Genomic DNA, 21,164 nt, shown 5'->3' on the forward strand with positions numbered 1-21,164 from the left:
CAGCGGTGGCCGCCGACCGGCTGCAGCAGTGGCGGCGCCTGAGCCAGGCGGGCTTCATGCTGCTGTTCCTGATCGCCCCGGCGGTCGATCTGCTGCGCTTCGATCTGCACGAGCGTCAGTTGTGGCTGTTCGGCCAGCCCTGGTCCCTGGGCTTGAGCGACCTCCAGGCCGGCCGCGTCAGCGTCGGCCACACGGTGCTGACTCTGCTGACCCACGGCCTGCTGCCCCTGCTGCTGCTGGTGGGCGGCTTTCTGGCCGTCGCCTGGCGCCAGGGGCGGCTGTACTGCGGCTGGCTGTGTCCGCACTTCAGTCTGGTCGAGGCCATCAATGCGGTGCTGCAGCGGGCCTGTGGCCGGCTCAGCCTGTGGGACCGCACGCCGGTGCCGCTGGCCGGTGGCCGCCATCCGCAGCGCCGCTGGTGGGTGGTCTACGGCCTGGCCTGCGTGCTGGCCGGCACGGCCTGGGGCATCACGCTGCTGTGCTATCTGCTGCCGCCGGCCGAGGTCTGGGGCGGCCTGCTGCACGGCAGCTCCACGCCCGGGCAACTGCGCTTCATCGTCATCGCCTCCGGCGTGTTCGCGCTGGAGTTCGCTTTGGCGCGCCATCTGTTCTGCCGTTATGGCTGTGCGGTGGGCCTGTTCCAGAGCCTGGTCTGGATGGCCAACCCGCGTGCGCGGGTGGTGGGCTTCGCCCGCGAGCGGGCCGCGCACTGCCGGGGCTGCGTGCCCGACGCCACCCGCCCGACCGTGCACGCCAGCGCCTGCGAGCAGGCCTGCCCGATGCGGTTGACGCCGCGCCAGACCAAGCGCTGGATGTTCGCCTGCGTGCAGTGCGGCCGTTGCCTGACGGCCTGCGACCGGGCCCAGCACACGCGCGCCGCGCTCGAGGGCGGCGTGGGTGTGGCGCCGCTGCTGCAGTGGACGGTCGGCAGCGACGCGCTGCGCGAGAGCCTGCGCCAGCGCCGTCCGGTGGCCGCCGTGGCGGCGCCTCCTGCCGCCGCCCCCGCCCCGATGCCGGCGCGCGACCTGCCGCCGCCTGACCCGAAAACCGAGGAGTCGTGATGGAAGAGTGGATCGGTCATTGGTGGCACCGTCTGGTGACGGCCGGTGCCGAGCGGGGGCGCCGGCATCCGCAGGCGGCCGTCACGCTGGCCGAGATGCGGCCGCAGCTCGGCCTGATGTTCCGTGCCTTCGGCGGGGATCCGGCCGCGCGCCTGGCCGAAGCCAGCGCGCAGCCGGTCGGCCAGGGCCGCGTCGCCCGCGGCTGGCTGCAGCGCGTGGCCGGCAGCGGCACGCGGGCCTCGCTGGCCTCGCTGGTCGCCTGGCAGGGCTCGTCCGCTGCGGACCGCGCCGCGGCGGGCGCTGCGGCCGCCGCCGGCCCGGTGCTGTGCCTGCCGCCCGACCTCGACGTCCATCCGGAACGCACGCTCAACCGCCAGCTCTACGTGTGGCTGGCTGCCGTGGCGGCCGCCTGGCCGCAGGCGGGCGCGCTGCTGGCGGAGCGGGCACAGCAGGCGGACGATGACCCCGATCGCCCCCATGGCCGCGCCGGCTCGCCCGGCTGGCTGGCCCTCAACCTCGCGGCTGGCCTGCAGGTCCGCCGCACGCTGCCGGGCCTGGCCGACAGCCACCGCGCGCTGCTGCAGGCCGAGCTGGACCGCCGCCCGCCGGCAGGCGACGACCCGGCCGAACAGGCGGTGCAGGCCGCGCTGCGTGCGGGTCTGGAGCCGGCCGACACCGCCGCCTTCCTCGCGCGGGCTGTGGAGGTGCCGCGCGTGGACCCGGCCGATGTCGCGCCGGTCTGGTGCTGGCTGGCCGTCGCGCCCCTGGTCGCCGACGCTCCGGCCGCGGCCACCGCGCCCGCTGCCGATGCCGACCGCCCGCCATCGGCCGCCGACGCGCCCGATGCCCGCCGCCATGCCGCGCGCCGCATCGCCGACGAGCGTGGCCGGGCGCCGCTGATCCTGCCCTTCCGCGCCGAATCGCTGCTGACCTTCGGTGACCCGATGCGCATCGACCGCGCCGATGACGACACGCCCGACGACAGCGCCCGCACCGCGGCCGCCGATCTCGACCACCTGAGCCTGGCGCCCGACGGCCGGGCCTGCGCCTCGCGCGTGCGCTTCGACCTCGACCTGCCGAGCGCGGCGGCCGACGATCTGCCCATCGGCCCCGGCGAGCCGCTGCCCGAGTGGGACTGGCGCCGCGGCCGGCTGCAGCCCGACCATTGCCGCGCCCAGACCTTCGTCGCCCCGCCGCAGGCGCAGGCCTGGCAAGCCCCGCCGGCGCTGCAGGCCACCGCCCGCCGGTTGCGCCGCCAGCTGGAGGCCCTGCGCGCCGCGCCGCACTGGCAGCGCGCCTGCACCCAGGGCGAGCGCATCGACCTCGACGCCTGGGTGCGCCACCAGGCGGGTGAGGGCGCCCGCGCGGCGGTGCCGTCCCGCGGCGAGCCGGCCGTCTATGCCCGCCAGGTGCGCAGCGGACCGGATCTGGCCACGCTGCTGCTGGCCGATCTCTCGCTGTCCACCGATGCCTGGGTCAAGGGCGATGCGGCCACCGGCCGGCCCGACCAGCGCGTGATCGACATCGTGCGCGACGCGCTCTACGTCTTCGGCGAGGCCCTGTCCGCCCGCGGCGACGCCTTCGAGATGACCGGCTTCTCGTCGGTGCGCCGGCAGCAGGTGCGCCTGCACCGGCTCAAGGGCTTCGACGAGCGCTGGGGCGCCTTGCCCTGCGCCCGTGTGGGCGCGATCCGTCCGGGCTACTACACCCGGATGGGCGCGGCCATCCGCCATGCCACGCGCCGCCTGCAGCAGCGGCCCGAGCGCCAGCGCCTGCTGCTGCTGCTGACCGACGGCAAGCCCAATGACCTGGACGTCTATGAAGGCCGTTACGGTCTGGAGGACACCCGCGAGGCCGTGCGCGAGGCCCGCGCCGCCGGGTTGACCCCGTTCGCCGTCACCATCGACCCGCAGGCGGCCGACTACCTGCCCCACCTGTTCGGCCAACACGGCCATGCCCGGGTGCTGCGGCCGGCCGAGCTGGTCGGCCGGCTGGCCCAGCTGCAGGCGCAGCTGGTGCGGTGAGGACGGGGTGTCCGCACGGTGACGGCAGGGTGACGGTGCGCGCTTGACGGCGATCAAAACCATGAAGGCCGGCCCGCGGCCAGAATGCGCGCCCGTTGCCACCCTTTGCCGAGCTGTCCCATGGCCGATCCCCGCCCGTTCGACGTGCCGCGCTACCTGTCGGTGCTGCCCCTGTTCACCGACATCGGCCCCGTTGCGCTGCAGCGGGTGGCCGAGGGCTGCCAGCTGCGGCGCATGGCCCGCGGTGACATGGTCTTCCGCGTCGGCGAGCCCTGCGAGGCCTTCCACGTCACCGTGCTGGGCCAGGTCAAGCTCTATGGCCTGTCACCAGCCGGCCAGGAAAAGGTCATCGAGCTGGTCGGCCCCGGCCAGAGCTTCGCCGAGGCGCTGATGTTCGGCGACCGGCCCTACATCATCAACGCGCAGGCGCTGACCGATTCGCTGGTGCTGAGCGTGGGCAAGGCGGCCGTGGTCGGCGAGATCGACCGCGATCCGCACTTCGCCCTGCGCATGCTGGCCGGCATGTCGCGCCGCCTGCACGGCCTGGTCAACGACGTGCAGGCCTATGCGCTGCACAGCGGCCTGCAGCGGGTGATCGGCTACCTGCTGCGCGACCACATCGATGCCGATGGCGAGGGGGAGCCCAGCACGGGCGAGGTGGTGGTGCAGCTGCCGGTCAGCAAGGCCACCATCGCCTCGCGGCTGAGCCTGACGCCCGAGTACCTGTCACGCGTGCTGCGCGAGCTGGAGGAGCAGGGCCTGATCGCCGTCGACAAGCGCGACATCCGCATTCCGGACGTCAGCGCGCTGGCGGCCTGGCAGGCCCAGGGGGCCTGAGCGGGACTTCAGCGGGGCTTCGGCGGGGCTTCGGCGGGACCGCGGCCGGCCGGCCGTGGCCGATGGCCTGCCCGGCGACCTCAGGCGCTGCGCGGCCCGCCCGGGGCGTCCTCGCGGGTCGAGCGGCGCTCCACCAGATGGAAGCCCAGGTCGGCCACCGGATCGTCCAGCCGCTCGCCGCGGCAGCGGGCCAGCACCCGGCGCGCGGCCTCGCGCCCGATGGCGGCCGCGTCGATCCGCACCGTCGTCAGTGACGGCGCCATGTGGGCCGCGAACTCGGCATCGCCAAAACCCACCACGGCCAGATCCTGCGGCACGCGCAGGCCGCGCTCCAGGGCCTCGGTGACCACGCCCTGGGCCAGCGCGTCCGAGCTGCAGACCACGACGCGCAGGCCCGGCTGTGCCGCCAGCAGGCGGGCCAGCGCCTGGCGGCCCTTGTCCAGCGTGCCGGGCGTCGCCACGGTGGCCACCGGCACCTCACGGCCGAAGGTGCCGACGAAGCCCTGCAGGCGCTGCATCGCGCGGGCGTCGTCGCCGGTGGCCACGCCCACCGCCTCCCAGCCGCGGGCCAGGACATGGCCGGCCACGGCCGCGCCCACCTGCGGATGCGAGAAGCCGACCACCTGGTCGACCGGACGCCCGGTCAGGTCCCAGGTCTCGACCACCGGCAGGTGCGCGGCCCGCAGGCGGGCGATGGCCTGCGCGTCCTGCAGCAGGCCAGCCACCACCAGGGCATCGATGCGCCGGCCCAGCAGGGTGTCGACCAGCGCCGGCTCCCGCGTGCGGTCATAGCCGGTCTGCGCCAGGATCACCTGGTAGCCGGCGGCCTCAAGCGTCGCGGTCAGGGTCTGGATCGTCGGCAGGAACTGCGCGACGGCGATCAGCGGCACCAGCACCCCCACCGTCTGGCTGCGCCGTGACTTCAGGCCGCCGGCCAGCAGATTGGGGATGTAGCCGGTCCGCGCCACCGCGGCCTTCACCCGCGCCAGCGCGTCGGGCGAGACGCGCTCGGGCGTGTTCAGGGCGCGCGAGACGGTCATCAAGGAGACGCCGGCCGCCTCGGCGACCTGGTGCAGCGTGACGGGGCGGCGCTGGGCGGCGATGGCGTCGTCGTCGTCGGCCGCGGCGGTGGGCGGTGCCGGGGGAGCTGGGCGGGGGGTGGAACGCGGCGGCATCGGGCGGGCAGGGGTGGCGCGCGGATTGTCCGCCAGGGCGTCGCGCGGCACTGCGGGTCTTCCCGGTGCTGTGGTGTGCGGATGAGAACGTTAACATTCGCGCCGGATCGCGTCCTTGGCGCTGGCGTTTTCTTGGCGCCCGTGCCATTCCTTGAACTGTTAACGTTCCCATCATGGCCCACACCGCTCTGCTTCCCGACCGCCTCCAGTGGCTGCGCCTGTCGCACACCCGCCTGCCGCTGCCCATGCCGATCAGCGACGCCAAGGTGCTGACCGGCCGCCAGAAGCCGATGACCGAGGTCTCGATGCTGTTCGTCGAGCTGCAGACGGCCGACGGCCACGAGGGCCTGGGCTTCAGCTACAGCAAGCGCGCGGGCGGCCCGGGCCAGTTCGCCCACGCGGCCGAGATCGCGCCCACGCTGCTGGGCGAAGACCCGTCGGACATCGCCCGGCTCTGGACCCGCCTATGCTGGGCCGGCGCCTCGGTGGGCCGCAGCGGCCTGGCCACGCAGGCCATCGGCGCCTTCGACGTCGCGCTGTGGGATCTGAAGGCGCGGCGGGCCGGCCTGTCGCTGGCCAAGCTGCTGGGCGCCCACCGCGACACGGTGGCCTGCTACAACACCTCGGGCGGCTTCCTGCACACACCGATCGACCAGTTGATGGACAACGCCGAGGCCTCGGTGGCGCGCGGCATCGGTGGCATCAAGCTCAAGGTTGGCCAGCCCGACCGTGACGAGGACCTGCGCCGTGTCGAGGCCGTGCGCCGCCGCCTGGGCGATGGCGTGCCGCTGATGGTCGATGCCAACCAGCAGTGGGACCGCCCGACCGCCCAGCGCATGTGCCGCCGGCTGGAGCCCTTGGGCCTGGTGTGGATCGAGGAGCCGCTGGATGCCTACGATCATGAGGGGCACGCCGCACTGGCCGCCGCCTTCGACACCCCGATCGCCACCGGCGAGATGCTGACCAGCGCGCTGGAGCATGCCGACCTGATCCGCCACCGTGCGGCCGACTGGCTGATGCCCGACGCCCCCCGCCTGGGCGGCGTCACGCCCTTCCTGAAGGTGGCCGCGCAGGCCGAGGCCGCCGGCGCGATGCTGGCGCCGCACTTCGCGATGGAGCTGCACGTGCATCTGGGGGCGGCCTTCCCGACGGAGACCTGGGTCGAGCATTTCGACTGGCTGGAGCCGCTGTTCGAGGAGCGCATCGAGATCCGTGACGGCCGCATGGTGGTGCCCCGCCGTCCGGGCCTGGGCCTGACGCTCAGCGGCCAGGCTCGCGCCTGGACCTGCCAGAGCCAGACCTTCGGCGAGCGGGCCTGAGCGGCCGGCCCTGCCGCCGCCCCGCCCCCGCCACCGCCCCCGCCACCGCCACCGCCACCGCCACCGCCACCGCCACCGCCGCCCTGAGCGAGCACCGCCCACCCATCCGACCTGACGTCAAGACAGAGGAGACACCCGAGATGACGACGCGCCGTACCCTGATCACCGCCGCCGTGCTGCCGCTGCTGGCCGCCGGCCCGGGCGCTGCCCACGCGCAGGCACCCGCCACCGCCGCCTGGCCCGCCCGGGCGGTGACGCTGGTCGTGCCCTTCCCGCCCGGTGGCTCGACCGACATGATCGCCCGCACGCTGGCCGCCCGCCTGCAGGAGCGCCTGGGCGCGACCTTCGTCGTCGACAACAAGGCCGGCGCCGGCGGTACGCTGGGCGCCGCCCAGGTCCGGCGGGCGGCGCCCGATGGGCAGACGCTGCTCGTGGCCTCGCTGGGGCCGTTCGTGATCGGGCCGCACCTGATCCGCAACCCGGGCTATGACCCGCTGAAGGACTTCGACTACGTGACGGTGGCGGTGCAGGCGCCCAACGTGCTGGCGGTGCCGGTCACCTCGCCCTGGCGCACGCTGGGGGATCTGCTGGGCGCCCTCAAGGCCCAGCCGGGCAAGCTGACCTTCGCGTCCGCCGGCAACGGCACCTCCGATCATCTGACGGCCGAGCTGTTCTGGCAGGAGACCGGCACCCAGGCCATCCACGTGCCCTACAAGGGGGGCGCGCCGGCCATGACCGACCTGATGGCCGGCGTGGTCGACGCCAGCTTCATGAACGTGAACACCGCGCTGCCGCAGATCCGCGGCGGCAAGCTGCGTGCGCTGGCCATCACCAGCGCGAAGCGCTCGCCGCTGCTGCCCGAGCTGCCGACGCTGGAGGAAGCCGGCCTGCGCCACACCACCGTCTATTCCTGGCAGGCGGTGGCCGCGCCGCGCGGCCTGCCGGCCGACGTCAGGGGCCGCCTGCGTGAGGCGGTGGTGGCGACGCTGGGCGAGCCGGCCGTGCGCGACAAGCTGCTGGCGCTGGGCTTCGAGATCGTCGGCAATACGCCCGAGCAGTTCAGCGCCTTCCAGGCCGCCGAACATGCCCGTTGGAAGAAGCTGATCGAGAGCCGGGCCATCACCGCGGACTGAGCGGCAGGCCCGCGCCGGTGCGGTGCCGGCTCAGGGCCGCCCGCCGGCCGGCGCCACGGCCGCGCCGTCGATGCCATGGCGCCGCAGCGCCTCGGCGACGAAGCCCGAGGCCTTCATCTCCTCGACGAAGTCGGCCAAGGCCGCGGCCGCGGCCGGGCCCCGTCCGGCGGGCAGGCCCATGGCCTGGCGGATGACCATGAAGTGGCCGGGCAGCAGGCGCAGGCCGCCCCATCGCGCGGCATCGGCCTCCAGTTGCTGGCGCACGCCGGCCGCGACCTCCGCACCCTCGGCCAGGAAGGTGTCGACCACGGTCGGTGAGGTGGCGGCGCGCAGGATGGTCGCGGCCTTCAGTTCGCGCGTCAGGTACAGATCGTAGGCACTGCCGCGGCCGACGACCACGCGGTGCGCGGCCCGGTCGACCTCCGCGCCGTCGCGCAGCGGGGAGTCCTCGCGCACCAGCCAGGCGCCTTCGATCAGCACATAGGGGCCGGTGAAGCCGATGCCCTGGCCGCGCAGCGGATCGATGGCGAAGAAGCCGACGTCGGCGCCGTCGGCGCGCACGGTCTCGACCGAGGTGCCGGCGGCCTCGACCACCACCGTCTGCAGCGGCCGGCCGATCCGCCGGGCCAGCTCGGTGGCCAGATCGACCGACACGCCGCCGACGCTGCCATCGGCCCGCCGGTGGGCCAGGATCGGATTGCCCAGGTTGATGCAGGCGCGCAGCGGGCCGCCGGGGGCCAGGGTGTCGGCCAGTGCGTTCAGGCTGGCGCTCAGGCCGGGGCTCGGGCGCGTGCTCGGGCTCAGCGTCGCCCGCTCCGGTGCCGCCGCGGCCACCGGGGTGGCGGCACCGTCGTCCAGCGTGCGCCTCAGGATGGCGGGCATGACGCCGCCGGCCTGCAGCAGGCTCACCTCCAGCTGGGTCTCGACGGCGGCGGTGGCGCTGAAGTCCAGGCGGGTGCCGTCGCGGCGCGTCAGCGTCACCCGGACCGCCGTGCGCGGCTGCAGCCGCTCGGCCGGGGCGTCGATGGTCAGCGTGTCGCCCGCCTGCAGCGCCAGCGTGGCCGGGGTGGTGCCCGCCGGCAGGCGCAGCGGCAGGATGCCCATGCCGATCAGGTTGGAGCGGTGGATGCGCTCGAAGCTGTTGGCCAGCACGGCCCGGATGCCCAGCAGACGCTGGCCCTTGGCCGCCCAGTCGCGCGAGGAGCCGGTGCCGTAGCGCTCGCCGGCCACCAGCACCACGGCCCGGCCGGCCGCGCGGTAGCGCTCGGCCACCTCCCACAGCGGGGCGATCTCGCCGCTGGGCACGTGCACGGTGTGGGCCACCGGGGCCGTCGGCGCCAGCAGATTGCGCAGCGAGCGGTTGTGGAAGGCCGCGCGCAGCATCACCTCCCAGTTGCCGCGGCGCGAGGCGAAGACGTTGAGGTCGCCACGGTCCTCGCCGCGCGCGACGAGGAAGTCGGCCACCAGGCTGTCGGGCGGGATCGCGCTGGCCGGCGAGATGTGGTCGGTGGTGACGTCGTCGCCGAGCACCAGCAGCGGATCGGCCTCGTAGCGGCCGAGCTGGCTGCCCCAGTCGAGGCCGGCGAACGGCGGGCGGCGCAGCTGGGTGGAGCCGTCGCGCCACGGGAAGCGGGCGGTGCCGGGCGCATCCAGCCCGGCCCAGGACGGGTTGCGGCCGGCGAGCGCGAAGGCGCGCGGCACGTCGTCGGCGAGCCGGGCCGCGTCCACCAGACGGGCGACCTCGGCGTCCTCGGGCCACAGCTCCGACAGCATCACCGGGCGGCCGTCGGGCGTGTGGCCCACCGGCTCCTGCTCCAGATCGCGCTCGGCATCGCCGACGAGGGCGAAGGCCACCACCAGCGGCGGCGACATCAGCCAGCCCAGGTCCAGATCCGGATGCACGCGGCCGGGGAAGTTGCGGTTGCCCGACAGCACGGCCACCGCGCGGATGCGGCCCGCAGCCTGCGCCGCGCGGATCACCTCGGGCAGCGGGCCGGGGTTGCCGATGCAGGTCGCGCAGCCGTAGCCGACGATGTCGAAGCCCACCGCGGCCAGGTCCTCGTCCAGCCCGGCACGCTGCAGCAGGCCGGCCGTCGACGGCGAGCCCGGCGACAGCGAGGTCTTGACCCAGGCCGGCGGCTTCAGGCCGAGCGCGCGCGCCTTGCGCGCCAGCAGCCCGGCGGCCACCAGCAGCGCTGGCGACGAGGTGTTGGTGCAGCTGGTGATCGCCGCATAGGCGATGGCGTGGCGGGGCAGGATGGCCGCCGCCGTCGCGGCCGACGGTGTGGCTGCCTCCGCCATGGCCTGTCGCGGCTGGAAGCCGAGGGCGGCCAGCAGCGGACGGGCCGCGCCCAGCGGCCGCAGATCCTGTGGCCGCTGCGGGCCGGCGATGTGCAGGCCGATGGCGTCCAGATCGATCGTCAGGCGCTGGGTGTAGCAGGGCTCGGCCTGCGGGTCGAACCACAGACCTTGCCGCTTCAGCACCGCCTCGACGCGCGCCGCGTGGGGCGCACTGCGGCCGGTGCGCCACAGGTAATCGACCACCTGCGCATCGGCCGGGAAGAAGCCGGTGGTGGCGCCGTACTCGGGCGCCATGTTGGCGACCACGGCCCGCGCGTCGGCATCCAGCGTGGCCACGCCGGGGCCGAAGAACTCGACGAACTCGCCGGCCACACCGAGTGCGCGCAGGCGCTGGGTGACGGTCAAGGCCAGATCGGTGGCCTGCACGCCGGGGCGCAGGCGGCCGGTGAGCTGGACGCCGATCACCTCGGGGATGCGCAGCATGGTGGGCAGGCCGAACATCACCGTCTGCGCCTCCAGTCCGCCCACGCCCCAGCCCAGCACGCCGATGCCGTTGACCATCGGCGTGTGGCTGTCGGTGCCGATCATCATGTCGGGCACGAACCAGGTGGTGCCGTCACGCGTCTCGGTGGTGACGACGGTGGCCAGCTGCTCCAGGTTCAGCGTGTGCATGATGCCGGTGCCCGGCGGGTGGATGGTCACCCGGTCCAGCGACCGCGAGGCCCAGCGCAGGAAGGCGTAGCGCTCGGCATTGCGGCGCATCTCGTGGGCCAGATTGCGCGGCGCGGCATCGGCACAACCCCAGACCTCGACGGCCAGCGAATGGTCGACCGAGACATCCACCGGCAGCACCGGGTTCAGCCGCGAGGGATCGGCGCCGTGCTCGGCCAGGGTGTCGCGCAGGCCGGCGATGTCGATCAGCGCGGGCGTGCTGGTGGTGTCGTGCATCAGCACGCGGCCGGGCTGGAAGGCGATCTCGACCTCGCTGCGGCCACTCTGCAACCAGTCCACCAGGGCCTGGGCGGCGGTCTCGCGCTCCTCGCCCTGCATGCAGCGCAGCACGTTCTCCAGCAGCAGGCGGTGCACCACCGGCAGGCGGGGCAGCAGCGGGCCCAGCAGGGCCGGCAGGTCGATCAGGCGGCCGCAGATGCCGTCGATCTCGACCTCCGCATGGGCGACGGTGGCAGGGCGGAAGGCGGCGTCGGCGAGGGCTTCGGCGGGCAGACGGATCATGGCGCGCGGGGCTGGGGTCAGGCTGGGGTCAGGCGGGGGGCGGGCGGGGTTCGAGCAGGCGGCAGGCAGCAGACGGCAGGCCGTTCCCGGTTCAGGCCGGCAGGCGATGGAAGACCAGGCACACCGGGCTGCCGCAGCTCAGCGGGCGGCCGGTGGGCGTCAGCGTGCCGTTCTCGGGATCGACGGCGAAGGTCGTCACCGTGTCGCTGTCCTCGTTGAGGGCGTACAGCCAGCGGCCGTCGGGCCCGGGCGTGATGAAGCGTGGCGTGCGGCCACCGCTGGCCACGGTCTGGCGCAGGGTGAGGCTGCCGTCGGCCGGATCGACGGCGAAGACGGCGATGCTGTCCTCGCCTCGGTTCGACGTGTAGACAGTGCGTCCGTCCGCGGCCACCTGGATCGCCGCGGCCCGGCTGTGGCCGGTGTGGCGCGGCGACAGCGTGGAGCGGGTTTCCAGCGGCTGCAGCGTGCCGGTCTCGCCGTCGAGGTGGGCGGTGGTGACGGTCGAGTCCAGCTCGTTGACGATCCAGACCCAGGGCGCGTGCGGATGCACGGCCAGGTGGCGCGGGCCGGCGCCCTCGCGCGCGACCATCGCGCTGCCGCTGTCCTCGATCAGGCGCTGGCCGTCCCAGCGCCGCACGAACACGCGGTCCAGGCCCTTGTCGGGCACCAGCAGCCAGCGGCCGCAGGCACTGAAGCCGGCGTAGTGCGGCTTGGCATGCGGCTGCTCGATGCGGTGCGGGCCGGGCGTGCCGGTGATCGGCAGGCGCTGGGCCGGCGGCTGCAGGCGGCCATCGTCGGCCACGGGCAGCACGGCGATGCTGGCGCCCAGGTGGTCGGTCACCAGCAGGTGGCGGCCGTCGCGGGCGTGGACCAGGTGCACCGGATTGCGGCCGCCGATCTCCTGCGTGGCCAGCAGGCTCAGCCGGCCGCTGCCCGCATCGATGCGCAGCGCGCTGGCCGTGTGGCCGTCGCCATGCACCGCGTGCAGCGTGCGGCCGTCGGCGGCCATCGCCAGATAGGACGGGTTGACCAGCCCGCCGAGCACCTGCAGCGGGCGCAGCGCACCGCTGGCCTCGTCGACGGCGCAGACGGTGATGCCGTCGCCGCGGGCGTTTCGCTCGCGGGTGGTGCGGCTGCCGATGAAGGCGATCAGCGTGCCGTGCTCCGGCGCCCGCGCAGGTTCAAGGTGGGTCATGGATGCCACGGCGTGCGTTCGGGACGTCATTCCAGCGTGATGCCCTTGGCCTTGATCAGGGCCGCCCAACGCTGACGTTCAGCGGTGATGAAGGCGGCGAAGGCCTCCGGCGTGCCGCCGCCCACCAGGTTGCCGGGCCCGGCGATCTTGTCGCGCAGATCGGGCTGGGCGAGCGCCTGGTTGACCGCCGCGTTGACCCGCTGCACGACGGCCGCCGGCGTGCCCTTGGGCGCGATGACGCCCAGCCAGTTCGACACCGTCACACCGGGATGGCCGGCCTCGGCCATCGTCGGCACGTCCGGCAGGCTGGGCAGGCGCTTGTCGCTGGTGACGGCCAGCGCACGGGTCTTGCCGGCCTGGATCGAGGGCAGCGCGGCATAGGTCTGTTCGAACATCATGTCGATCTCGCCAGCCAGCAGCGCCGAGGCCGCCGGACCCCCGCCCTTGTAGGGCACCGACAGCATCTCGATGCCGGCCGCATCCTGGAACAGCTCGCCGCTGAGGTGGTGCGCGCCGCCGTTGCCGGCATTGCCGATGGTCAGCGCGCCCGGCCGGGCCTTGGCCGCGGCCACCACGTCCTTCAGCGTGCGGAAGGGCTTGTCGGCGCGGGTGACCAGCACCAGCGGCGCCTTCTCGACCAGCACCACCGGCACGAAGTCGGTGGCCGGGTTGAAGGTCATCTTCGGGAACAGCGCGGCGTTGACCGCCAGCGGCCCCATCGCGCCGATGCCCAGCGTGTGGCCGTCGGGCAGCGCACGGGCGATGAAGTCATGGCCGATGTTGCCGCTGGCCCCGGGCTTGTTGTCGACGATGACGCTCTGGCCCAGCAGGGCGGCCATCGGCACGCCGAGCTGGCGCGCGCGCAGATCGTTGTTGCCGCCGGCGGCATAGGCCACCACCAGCGTCACCGGCTTGGTCGGCCAGCCGGCCTGGGCGAAGGCGGCGTGGCTGCCGGACAGGGCCAGCGTGCCACCGGCCAGCTGCAGCAGCTGGCGGCGGCGGATGTCGTTCGGGTTCATCGGTGTGTCTCCTCGGATGTGCAGGCCGGTGGGCGTGGCCGGATCGGAGGCCCGGCCGCGCGGTCCGCTCAGTTGTCGGGTGTGATGCGCGCCTTCTCGACGATGCGGGCGAAGCGCGCCGACTCGGCCTTGATGAAGGTGCGGAAGGCGTCCTGGCTCAGCGGTTCGGCATCGCCGCCGAGCTCGGCCAGGCGCTTGACCAGATCGGCGTCATGGAGCGCCGCGACCACCGCCGCGTTCAGCTTCGCCTGGATGGCCGGTGGCGTGGCGGCCGGCGCGAACAGGCCGAACCAGTTCTCCAGCGCATAGCCGGCCAGGCCGGGGGTCTCGGCCACGGCCGGCAGGTCCGGCGCCATCGGCGTGCGCTTGGGCGAGGTCATCGCGATCGGCCGCACCCTGCCGTCCTTGATGAAGGCGCGGGCGCCGGCCAGGCTGGTGAAGGTGAAGTCCAGGTTGCCGCCGGCGGTGTCGGTCAGCTGGTTGGAGGCCCCGCGGTAGGGCACGTGCGTCAGCGACTGGCCCGACATCTGGTCCAGCAGTTCGCCGGCCAGGTGCTGCGGGTTGCCGATGCCGCTGCTGCCGTAGTTCAGGCTGCCCGGCTTGCTGCGGGCCAGCGCCAGCAGCTCGGCCACGTTGCGCACCGGCAGCTGCGGGTTGACCACCAGCACATTGGGCACCCGCACCACCAGCGAGATGGGCGCCAGGTCCTTCTCGGGCGCGTACTGCATGCGCGCCTTGTAGACGTGCGGGTTGATCGCCACCTCACCGGCCGAGGACAGCAGCAGCGTGTGGCCGTCGGCCGGCGCCCGCACGGCGGCCAGCGCGCCGATCATGCCGCTGCCGCCGGCCTTGTTGTCGACGTTGACCGGCTGCTTCAGGCTCGTGCGCAGCTTCTCGGCCAGCAGCCGGGCGGTGACGTCCACGCCACCGCCGGCCGAGAACGGCACGATGATCGTGATCGGCTTCGACGGCCAGGCGGCCGCCTCGTCGGCCAGCGCGGCGCCGGGCAGGCCGAGGCCGGCGGCCACGCTGAGCAGGGCGGCCGCAGGGGCCAGGGTGGACAGCCAGCGGCGGCGGGCGGTCAGGGATGCGGTGGGCATCGGCGTCTCCGGTGTCGTTCTGGGATTCCAGGAATCGGTCACCGGGATGCTAGGCAGCGCCGTCGCCCCTGAAAATTGACGTCTGGCGGCGGCTGCGTTTCCCGATGGAGAACGGTCGGCGCACTTTCGAAGCGCACCAGCGTGGTGGCCGTGCGTGGCGACCTTGCGCCGCCGCCCCGCCTTCAGCGCGTGCGCGCTCCGGCGCCTGCCGGATCGGCCCGCTGCGCGTGCGCCTGCAGGTGATCGACCAGCGTGCGCGTGGCCGGATCGGCCGTGTCCTCGTCGCGCAGCACGATCAGCAGCTGGCGCTGCGCCCAGTCATCGCTGAGCGTGATCGCGTGCAGCGTGCCGGCTGCCGCCGCCCGCCGCAGCACGCCATCGGGCAGCAGCGTGACGCCCACGCGCGATTCCACCAGGCGGCACATCGCGTCGAAGCTGCTGGCCTGCACCCGCTGGCGCAGCGGCTTGCCCGCCGCACGCGCGGCCTGCACCATCAGCTGCGCCAGCGAGCTGTCCGCATGCGGGCCGACGAAGGGATGGTCCAGCAGCTCGGCGAAGGCCAGGCGCCGCCGGCGGGCCAGCGGATGACCGGGCGGCACGCCGGCCATCAGCCGGTCCGCGTGGTAGGGCAGGCCGACCAGACCGCGCAGCGGCGTCAGCGCCGACACCACGCCGACATCGGCATCGCCGCTGGCCACCGCCCGCACCACGGCCGCGCCGGTGTGCTCCTCGATGCTGAGCAGCACCTGAGGATGGCGGTTGAGGAAGGACTCGATCTCGCCCGGCAGGAACTGCGTCAGCGCCGTGGCCACCGCGTGCAGCCGCACCTGGCCCTTGAGGCCACCGGCGAAGTCCTGCAGCTCGGCATCGAGCGCCCGCAACTGCTGCAGCACCGAGCGCGCATGGCGCAGCAGTGACTGCCCGGCGGCCGTCGGCACCACCCCGCGCGGCAGCCGCTGCAGCAGCGGCGTGCCGGCCTGCGCCTCCAGCTCGGCGATGCGCTTGCTGACCGCCGAGACCGCCAGATGCGCCCGCTCGGCCGCCCGCGTCAGGTTGCGGCATTCGGCGACGGTGACGAACAGCTGCAGGCTGGTGAGGTCGTGGCGCATGGTGGTCTGGCCGGCAGGGCGGTGGGCGTGGCGGATTGTCGCGCCCGCCCGACCGGTGCCGCGCCGGTCGGGCTCAGTCGTCCTCGTGCAGCTGGATGCCTCGACGGTGCAGCAGCAGCGGCACGAGCAGCACCAGCGCCGTGGCCGCCAGGATGGCCGCCGACAGGGGCTGGCTGATGAACACCGTCCAGTCGCCCTGGCTGATCGACAGCGCGTTGCGCAGCTGGCGTTCGGCCATCGGCCCGAGCAGCATGCCGACGATCACCGGTGCGACGGGGAAGCCGAAGCGCCGCATGCCCACGCCCAGCCAGCCGATGGCCAGCATCAGCAGCAGGTCGAGTGCCGACTGCCGCATGCCGTAGACGCCGATCGAGGCGAACACCAGGATGCCGGCGCCCAGCCAGTGCCGGGGCAGCGACAGCAGCCGCACCCACAGGCCGACCAGCGGCAGGTTCAGCACCAGCAGGATCACGTTGCCCACGTACAACGAGGCGACCAGGGCCCAGACCAGCTCGGAGGAGGTCTGGAACAACAGCGGGCCGGGCTGCAGGTTGTAGTTCTGGAAGGCGGCCAGCAGGATGGCGGCCGTGGCCGAGGTCGGGATGCCCAGCGTCAGCAGCGGCACCAGCGAGCCGGTGGCGCAGGCGTTGTTGGCCGCCTCCGGGCCGGCCACGCCCTCGATCGCGCCCGGGCCCTGGGCCGAGGCGAAGTCCTGCGGCCGGTGGCTCAGCCGGCGCTCGGTCGCGTAGGACAGGAAAGTCGGGATCTCCGCGCCGCCCGCCGGAATCGAGCCGAACGGAAACCCGATCGCGGTGCCGCGCAGCCAGGCGGGCACCGAGCGCCGCCAGTCCTCGCGCGACAGGCTCAGCCGTCCGGTGGCATGGCGGGCACCGTCGTCGCCCTCGGGGTGCAGCACGCCCCACAGGCCTTCGGCCACCGCGAACAGGCCGACGGCCACCAGCACCACCTCGATGCCGTCGACCAGCTCGGCCACACCGCCGGTGTAGCGGGCCTGGCCGGAGATGGAGTCCATGCCGATCAGGCCGATCGTGAGCCCCAGACCGAGCGAGGCCAGCCCGCGCAGCATCGACGCGCCGAGCACGGCCGAGACCGTGGTGAACGCGAAGGCCAGGATGGCGAAGTACTCGGCCGGACCGAAGCGCAGCGTGAAGGCGGCCACCAGCGGTGCCGAGACGGTCAGCGCCAGCGTGGCCAGCGTGCCGGCGACGAAGGAGCCGATGGCCGCGGTGGCCAGCGCCGGGCCGGCGCGGCCGCAGCGGGCCATGCGGTTGCCTTCGAGCGCGGTCACCATCGACGAGGACTCGCCTGGCGTGTTCAACAGGATGGAGGTGGTGGAGCCGCCGAACTGGGCGCCGTAGTAGATGCCGGCGAACATGATCAGCGCGCCGGTGGGCTCCAGCTGCGTCGTCAAGGGCAGCAGCACGGCAACGGTCAGGGCCGGGCCGATGCCGGGCAGCACGCCGATGGCCGTGCCCAGCAGGCAGCCCAGGAAGCCCCAGAGCAGATGGCCGGGCGTCAGCGCGGTGACGAAGCCGTTGGCCAGCGGGGTCAGGATGTCATGCATCGGTGGTTCTCCTCAGATCCAGCGTCCGGTCAGCGCTGGCAGGCGCAGGCCCAGACCGAGCGTGAAGAGCCAGAACAGCGGCAGTGTCAGTGCCACGCCCACGGCCAGATCCAGCCACGGCCGCTGGCTGCCGTGGCCGCGCGCGGCACAGGCGAACAGCAGCGCGGCCGCCGGCACGAAGCCGATGTGCTGGAGGGTCAGGGCCATCACCATCAGGCCGCCGCTCAGCCAGGCCGCGGCATGACGGGCACTGCGGCATGCGGCGGGCGGCCGCGTGGGCGGCGTTGCCAGTCCGGGCCAGCCGCCGCGCAGCGCCTGCAGCGCCAGCAACGCACCGACCGTACCGACGAAGCCGGCGATCACCAGCGGAAAGACATGGGCCCCGAGCACGACGTAGCCCGCGTCGCGGGGCATGCGCCAGGCGCCCCAGGCCAGGCCCGCTGCCAGCACCAGCAGCGCCAGACTGACCGCCAGCGGTGCGGCCCGTGGCGGGGCGGCTTCGCCCGCGGCCTGTGTCGGCGTCGGTGTCGGCATCGGTGCCGGATCGGACGGCGTGGCCGGGCCGGCATGCGGGTGCCGGCCGCCGCCTTGACGGACCGGCTGGGATGCGGCGCTCACAGCAGGCCCGCCCGCACCAGCATGGCCCGCAGCCGGGCGTGCTCGCTGTCGATGAAGTGGCCGAAGGCCGCGCCCGTCAGCAGGCTGGGCGTCCAGTGGTTGGCTAGCAGGGCGTCCTGCCAGACAGGGGTGCGTACCGCCTGCTCGATGGCGCTCACCCAGGCCTGCTGCTGGGCCGGCGACAGGCCGCCGGCCGCCACGACGCCGCGCCAGTTGCCGATCTCCAGGTCCAGTCCCAGCTCCTTGAGCGTCGGCGCGTCGATGCCCTTGAGGCGCTGCGGCGCACCGACGGCCAGCACGCGGAACTGTCCGCTCTTCACATAACTGGCCAGCTCGGCGTAGCCACCGGTGATCGCGCTGACATGGCCGCCGAGGGTGGCGGCCACCACCTCGCCACCGCCGCCGAACGGGATGTAGTTGAGCCGGTTCAGCGGCACGCCGGTGGCGGCCGCCAGCTGCGAGATGCCGATGTGATCGACCGAACCCTTGGATCCGCCGCCCCAGGTGATCCGGGTGGGCTCGGCCTTGAAGGCCTGCAGCAGCTCGGCCATCGAGCGCCAGGGTGCGTCCTTGCGCACGGCGATCACGTTGTACTCGGTGAACAGGCGGGCCACCGGCGTGGTCTGTGCCAGGGTGACCGGCGGCTTGTTCTGCACCACACCGGTGACCATGATGGCGCCCATCACGCACAGCGCACCGGCTTCTCCCGCGCTGCCGTTGACGAACTGGGCCAGACCCAGCGTGCCGCCGGCACCGTTCTTGTTCTCGAAGCTGACGTTGCGGATCCGGGCGGCTGCCTGCAGGGCCTTGGCCAGCGTGCGCGCGGTCTGGTCATAGCCGCCACCGGGCGAGCCGGGTACGGTGAACTTCAGGCTGTCGGGGACGGGCGTGTTGGCGCCTGCGGGGCGCGCGAGCACGAGGGCGGCTGCGGCGGCGAGGTAGCCGAGGGTGGCACGGCGGTTGAAGGCGGCAGGCTGGTTCATGGGATGTCTCCTGAGAATGCGTTATGAAATCAAAAAGTGCACGACAGGGCGTGTGAAAAGGGCGTGCGAAAAAGGCGGCGATGCGCCGTCGTCAGGCCGGACGACGGGGCCGGGCGGGGCGCCCGGATGTCAGGTCAGCCGGGCGGGGCGAACACATCCCGGCTGTGGACCTTGCCGCGCCGGGCGCCGTCCAGGTGCGAGCGCATCAGCGAGGCCGCCCGCAGCAGATCCCCGCTGGTGATCGCCTCCAGGATCTGCAGGTGCTCCAGTGCCTGCTCGCGGCGCGGGCCGCGTGAGCGGGCCTGGCGATACTCGATCAGGCGACGCAGCTGGTCCATCCGGCGCACCGACTGCACGATGAAGCGGTTGCCCGACCACAGGGCCAGGGTCTCGTGGAAGTCGCTGTTGGCCTGGAACAGCTCGATGGCGGTCATCGTCTCCCATCCGCCATCGGCGATGCGGCGCTGCTCGCGCTGCAGGCGGCCCAGCGCCACGCGGTCGACCGTGAAGCCCGGGGCCAGCAGGCCGGTCGGCTCGATGGCCGCACGGTAGAGGTAGCTCTCCTCGTAGGCCTGTGGCGAGTCGATCATCGGCTGGAAGGTCCAGCCATGGCCCACCGCCTTCTCGATCCAGCCCTCCTGCTGCACCCGCGACAGCACCGAGCGCAGCACGCTGCGCGAGCAGTCGTACTGGCGCATCAGGTCGGCCTCGGTCATCGCGTCGGGCAGGCGGCCGGCCAGACGGTCCTCGGCGATGCGCAGGTACAGCGGGTGATCGGGCTCGGCACTGTGGCGTTCGGCCACGTCGTCCAGCGACGCGGCGTCGCGGGCCAGGAAGTAGCCGCGGTTGTGGTCGTGCACCAGCACCCCGCTGGCGGCCAGATGGCGCAGTGCCACGTTCACCGGCGTGCGCGAGGTGCCGATCTGCTCGGCCAGCAGGCTTTCGGCCAGATGCTCTCCGGCCCGCAGGTGGCTGCGCCGCACATGCGCGACGATCTCCCGCACCACGCGCGCCTGCAGCGGCGTCAGGGTGTCCGTGTCGTTGGGCGTGGCGGACGGGGGAGCAGAGCGGGTGGTACGGGGCATCGGCCTATGGTAGCCAGTGCCCGGATGGCGCCGGGCCGGCACCGTCCGTCGGGTGGGGCCCGCCGGTGAGCGGCGGGTGATCGATGCGGTCGGCATGGTCGGGTGGCTCGGGCGTGCCGCAGGCGCGGGTTCAGCTGTCCAGACGGATGTCGAGCTGGCGGATCAGCTTCGACCAACGTGCATCCTCGGCGGCCATCAGCGCGCCGAAGGCCTTGGGATCGGCGCCGGCCGGCTCGTACAGCTGGGCGGACAGGCGGGCAGCGATGTCCGGCGTCTTCAGGGCCTGGGCGAACGCGGCGTGCAGCCGGGTGACCACCGCGGCCGGCGTGCCGCGTGGCACGACGATGCCGGCCCAGGACGGCGCGTCGTAGCCGGGAACCCCGCTCTCGGCCACGGTCGGGATGTCGGGCAATGCCGCGGCGCGGCGGCTGGAGGTCACCGCCAGCGCGCGCAGCGTGCCGGCCTTGAGGTGGGCCATCACCGCCAGTGGATCGGCCACGGCCATGTCGACCTCCCCGGCGAGCGCTGCGTTGACGGCGGGCGCACCGCCCTTGTAGGGCACGTGCAGCAGATCGATGCCCGCCATGCGCTTGAGCATCTCGCCGCCCAGATGGTTACCGCTGCCGTTGCCTGCCGTGGCGTAGCTGAATCGGCCCGGGCTCTGGCGGGCCTGGGCGATGAACTCGCGCAGTGTGCGGGCCGTCACCTTGGACGGATGGACGACGATCAGGTTGGCCACCGAGGCCAGCTGGATGACGGGTTGCATGTCCGCCACCTGGTAGCCGGTCTTGGCGTACAGATGCGGATTGAGCGCGACGGTGGAGAGGTTGACGAAGGTCAGCGTGTGGCCGTCCGCCTTGGCCGACAGGCCGGCGGCGGTGCCGATGTTGCCGGCCGCTCCACCCCGGTTGTCGATGACCACGGGCTGGCCGAGCGCTTCCTGCAGCCGGGCCTGCAGCGTGCGACACAGGCTGTCGGCCCCGCCGCCGGCCGGCTGCGGAACCAGCAGCGTGACGGGGCGCGACGGGAAGGTCTCCTGGGCCCGGGCTGCCCGGGGCAGGCCGGTCAGCAGGCTGCCGGCGGGCAAGGCCAGCAGGGCCTGGAGAGCGTGGCGGCGGTGCAGGGTCATGGACGTTGTCTCCGTGTCATCGTGGGAAGGCGGGCGTGGCCGACCGCCCGTGCCAGCCGTGGGTGTGGGCGTGTGGGTGCTCGCGTATGGGGCGGGGGCCTGGGCGGTAGGGCGCCGTCGAGCGCCGGGCGATCCGGTGGCCGCTCAGTCCGGCCGGCAGACCCACCAGGTGCGCTGGTTGCAGAACTCGCGCAGGCCGGCGGCGGCCAGCTCGCGGCCGTGGCCGGACTGGCGGGTGCCGCCGAAGGGCAGGCGGGC

The 21,164-nt window shown here is 73.7% G+C and carries 16 protein-coding genes and 1 pseudogene; 5 read left to right on the forward strand and 12 right to left on the reverse strand.

The annotated features are described in order from the left end of the window. The first annotated feature begins 5 nt into the window (after nucleotides 1-5). The 3 genes from AACH11_RS21425 to AACH11_RS21435 all read left to right on the forward strand — a co-directional run bounded on the left by AACH11_RS21425 (nucleotide 6) and on the right by AACH11_RS21435 (nucleotide 3,922). On the forward strand, nucleotides 6-1,061 hold the full coding sequence (locus AACH11_RS21425; RefSeq protein ID WP_341376310.1) for a 4Fe-4S binding protein: 1,056 nt from the start codon (nucleotides 6-8) through the stop codon (nucleotides 1,059-1,061). Continuing rightward, nucleotides 1,061-3,085: a nitric oxide reductase activation protein NorD gene (locus AACH11_RS21430; protein ID WP_341376311.1), complete on the forward strand. Its 2,025-nt coding sequence runs from the start codon at nucleotides 1,061-1,063 to the stop codon at nucleotides 3,083-3,085. The genes AACH11_RS21425 and AACH11_RS21430 overlap by 1 nt, the downstream gene beginning before the upstream one ends. A gap of 120 nt (nucleotides 3,086-3,205) precedes the next feature. After that, nucleotides 3,206-3,922, forward strand: a complete 717-nt coding sequence (locus AACH11_RS21435) for a Crp/Fnr family transcriptional regulator (protein ID WP_341376312.1) — start codon at nucleotides 3,206-3,208, stop codon at nucleotides 3,920-3,922. Between the two features lie 80 nt (nucleotides 3,923-4,002). Here AACH11_RS21435 and AACH11_RS21440 read toward each other — a convergent pair whose 3' ends face one another. Further along, nucleotides 4,003-5,097: a LacI family DNA-binding transcriptional regulator gene (locus AACH11_RS21440; RefSeq protein ID WP_341376313.1), complete on the reverse strand. Its 1,095-nt coding sequence runs from the start codon at nucleotides 5,095-5,097 to the stop codon at nucleotides 4,003-4,005. 173 nt (nucleotides 5,098-5,270) lie between these two features. Between AACH11_RS21440 and AACH11_RS21445 the strand changes: the two genes are divergently transcribed. Both AACH11_RS21445 and AACH11_RS21450 read left to right on the forward strand, forming a co-directional pair. Beyond that, a complete protein-coding gene (locus AACH11_RS21445; protein WP_341376314.1) occupies nucleotides 5,271-6,416 on the forward strand; it encodes an L-talarate/galactarate dehydratase in 1,146 nt (381 codons plus the stop codon). 140 nt (nucleotides 6,417-6,556) lie between these two features. Further along, nucleotides 6,557-7,549: a Bug family tripartite tricarboxylate transporter substrate binding protein gene (locus tag AACH11_RS21450; protein ID WP_341376315.1), complete on the forward strand. Its 993-nt coding sequence runs from the start codon at nucleotides 6,557-6,559 to the stop codon at nucleotides 7,547-7,549. A gap of 30 nt (nucleotides 7,550-7,579) precedes the next feature. Here the strand turns inward: AACH11_RS21450 and AACH11_RS21455 are convergent, their stop codons facing one another. The 11 genes and pseudogenes from AACH11_RS21455 to AACH11_RS21505 form a co-directional block, all read right to left on the reverse strand. Then, nucleotides 7,580-8,383, reverse strand: a complete 804-nt coding sequence (locus tag AACH11_RS21455; protein ID WP_423228796.1) for a transporter substrate-binding domain-containing protein — start codon at nucleotides 8,381-8,383, stop codon at nucleotides 7,580-7,582. Further along, nucleotides 8,375-11,083: pseudogene (gene acnA / locus AACH11_RS21460) on the reverse strand (aconitate hydratase AcnA); the annotation flags it as partial. The pseudogene acnA and the gene AACH11_RS21455, both read right to left, overlap by 9 nt. Nucleotides 11,084-11,174: 91 nt before the next feature. Continuing rightward, nucleotides 11,175-12,278 (reverse strand): lactonase family protein, encoded by a 1,104-nt coding sequence (locus tag AACH11_RS21465; RefSeq protein ID WP_341376316.1) that lies wholly within the window; start codon nucleotides 12,276-12,278, stop codon nucleotides 11,175-11,177. 26 nt (nucleotides 12,279-12,304) lie between these two features. Next, nucleotides 12,305-13,297 carry a Bug family tripartite tricarboxylate transporter substrate binding protein gene (locus tag AACH11_RS21470; RefSeq protein ID WP_341376317.1) on the reverse strand — a complete coding sequence of 331 codons (993 nt, stop codon included), beginning with the start codon at nucleotides 13,295-13,297 and terminating at the stop codon, nucleotides 12,305-12,307. A 68-nt stretch (nucleotides 13,298-13,365) separates the two neighbouring features. Continuing rightward, nucleotides 13,366-14,397, reverse strand: a complete 1,032-nt coding sequence (locus AACH11_RS21475) for a Bug family tripartite tricarboxylate transporter substrate binding protein (protein ID WP_341376318.1) — start codon at nucleotides 14,395-14,397, stop codon at nucleotides 13,366-13,368. A gap of 182 nt (nucleotides 14,398-14,579) precedes the next feature. Beyond that, entirely contained in the window at nucleotides 14,580-15,506 is a 927-nt protein-coding gene (locus AACH11_RS21480; protein WP_341376319.1) for a LysR family transcriptional regulator, read from the reverse strand. Nucleotides 15,507-15,579: 73 nt separating this feature from the next. Beyond that, a complete protein-coding gene (locus tag AACH11_RS21485; protein WP_341376320.1) occupies nucleotides 15,580-17,091 on the reverse strand; it encodes a tripartite tricarboxylate transporter permease in 1,512 nt (503 codons plus the stop codon). A 12-nt stretch (nucleotides 17,092-17,103) separates the two neighbouring features. Further along, a complete protein-coding gene (locus AACH11_RS21490) occupies nucleotides 17,104-17,625 on the reverse strand; it encodes a tripartite tricarboxylate transporter TctB family protein (RefSeq protein ID WP_341376321.1) in 522 nt (173 codons plus the stop codon). Nucleotides 17,626-17,705: 80 nt separating this feature from the next. Continuing rightward, nucleotides 17,706-18,692 carry a tripartite tricarboxylate transporter substrate binding protein gene (locus tag AACH11_RS21495; RefSeq protein WP_341376322.1) on the reverse strand — a complete coding sequence of 329 codons (987 nt, stop codon included), beginning with the start codon at nucleotides 18,690-18,692 and terminating at the stop codon, nucleotides 17,706-17,708. 134 nt (nucleotides 18,693-18,826) lie between these two features. Then, a complete protein-coding gene (locus AACH11_RS21500) occupies nucleotides 18,827-19,777 on the reverse strand; it encodes a GntR family transcriptional regulator (protein WP_341376323.1) in 951 nt (316 codons plus the stop codon). Between the two features lie 130 nt (nucleotides 19,778-19,907). Continuing rightward, the gene (locus AACH11_RS21505) at nucleotides 19,908-20,906 is read right to left on the reverse strand and encodes a Bug family tripartite tricarboxylate transporter substrate binding protein (protein WP_341376324.1); all 999 of its coding nucleotides are present in this window, start codon (nucleotides 20,904-20,906) and stop codon (nucleotides 19,908-19,910) included. Between the last annotated feature and the right edge of the window lie 258 nt (nucleotides 20,907-21,164).

It is taken from the genome of Pseudaquabacterium rugosum, from assembly GCF_038066575.1.
Taxonomy (GTDB): domain Bacteria; phylum Pseudomonadota; class Gammaproteobacteria; order Burkholderiales; family Burkholderiaceae_C; genus Pseudaquabacterium; species Pseudaquabacterium rugosum.

Coding starts and splice junctions, on each gene's coding strand:
- AACH11_RS21440 (WP_341376313.1), bottom strand. CDS start 5,097: ATGCCGCCGCGTTCCACCCCCCGCCCAGCTCCCCCGGCACCGCCCACC.
- AACH11_RS21505 (WP_341376324.1), bottom strand. CDS start 20,906: ATGACCCTGCACCGCCGCCACGCTCTCCAGGCCCTGCTGGCCTTGCCC.
- AACH11_RS21490 (WP_341376321.1), bottom strand. CDS start 17,625: ATGCCGACACCGACGCCGACACAGGCCGCGGGCGAAGCCGCCCCGCCA.
- AACH11_RS21485 (WP_341376320.1), bottom strand. CDS start 17,091: ATGCATGACATCCTGACCCCGCTGGCCAACGGCTTCGTCACCGCGCTG.
- AACH11_RS21435 (WP_341376312.1), top strand. CDS start 3,206: ATGGCCGATCCCCGCCCGTTCGACGTGCCGCGCTACCTGTCGGTGCTG.
- AACH11_RS21470 (WP_341376317.1), bottom strand. CDS start 13,297: ATGAACCCGAACGACATCCGCCGCCGCCAGCTGCTGCAGCTGGCCGGT.
- AACH11_RS21445 (WP_341376314.1), top strand. CDS start 5,271: ATGGCCCACACCGCTCTGCTTCCCGACCGCCTCCAGTGGCTGCGCCTG.
- AACH11_RS21430 (WP_341376311.1), top strand. CDS start 1,061: ATGGAAGAGTGGATCGGTCATTGGTGGCACCGTCTGGTGACGGCCGGT.
- AACH11_RS21465 (WP_341376316.1), bottom strand. CDS start 12,278: ATGACCCACCTTGAACCTGCGCGGGCGCCGGAGCACGGCACGCTGATC.
- AACH11_RS21450 (WP_341376315.1), top strand. CDS start 6,557: ATGACGACGCGCCGTACCCTGATCACCGCCGCCGTGCTGCCGCTGCTG.
- AACH11_RS21500 (WP_341376323.1), bottom strand. CDS start 19,777: ATGCCCCGTACCACCCGCTCTGCTCCCCCGTCCGCCACGCCCAACGAC.
- AACH11_RS21475 (WP_341376318.1), bottom strand. CDS start 14,397: ATGCCCACCGCATCCCTGACCGCCCGCCGCCGCTGGCTGTCCACCCTG.
- AACH11_RS21480 (WP_341376319.1), bottom strand. CDS start 15,506: ATGCGCCACGACCTCACCAGCCTGCAGCTGTTCGTCACCGTCGCCGAA.
- AACH11_RS21495 (WP_341376322.1), bottom strand. CDS start 18,692: ATGAACCAGCCTGCCGCCTTCAACCGCCGTGCCACCCTCGGCTACCTC.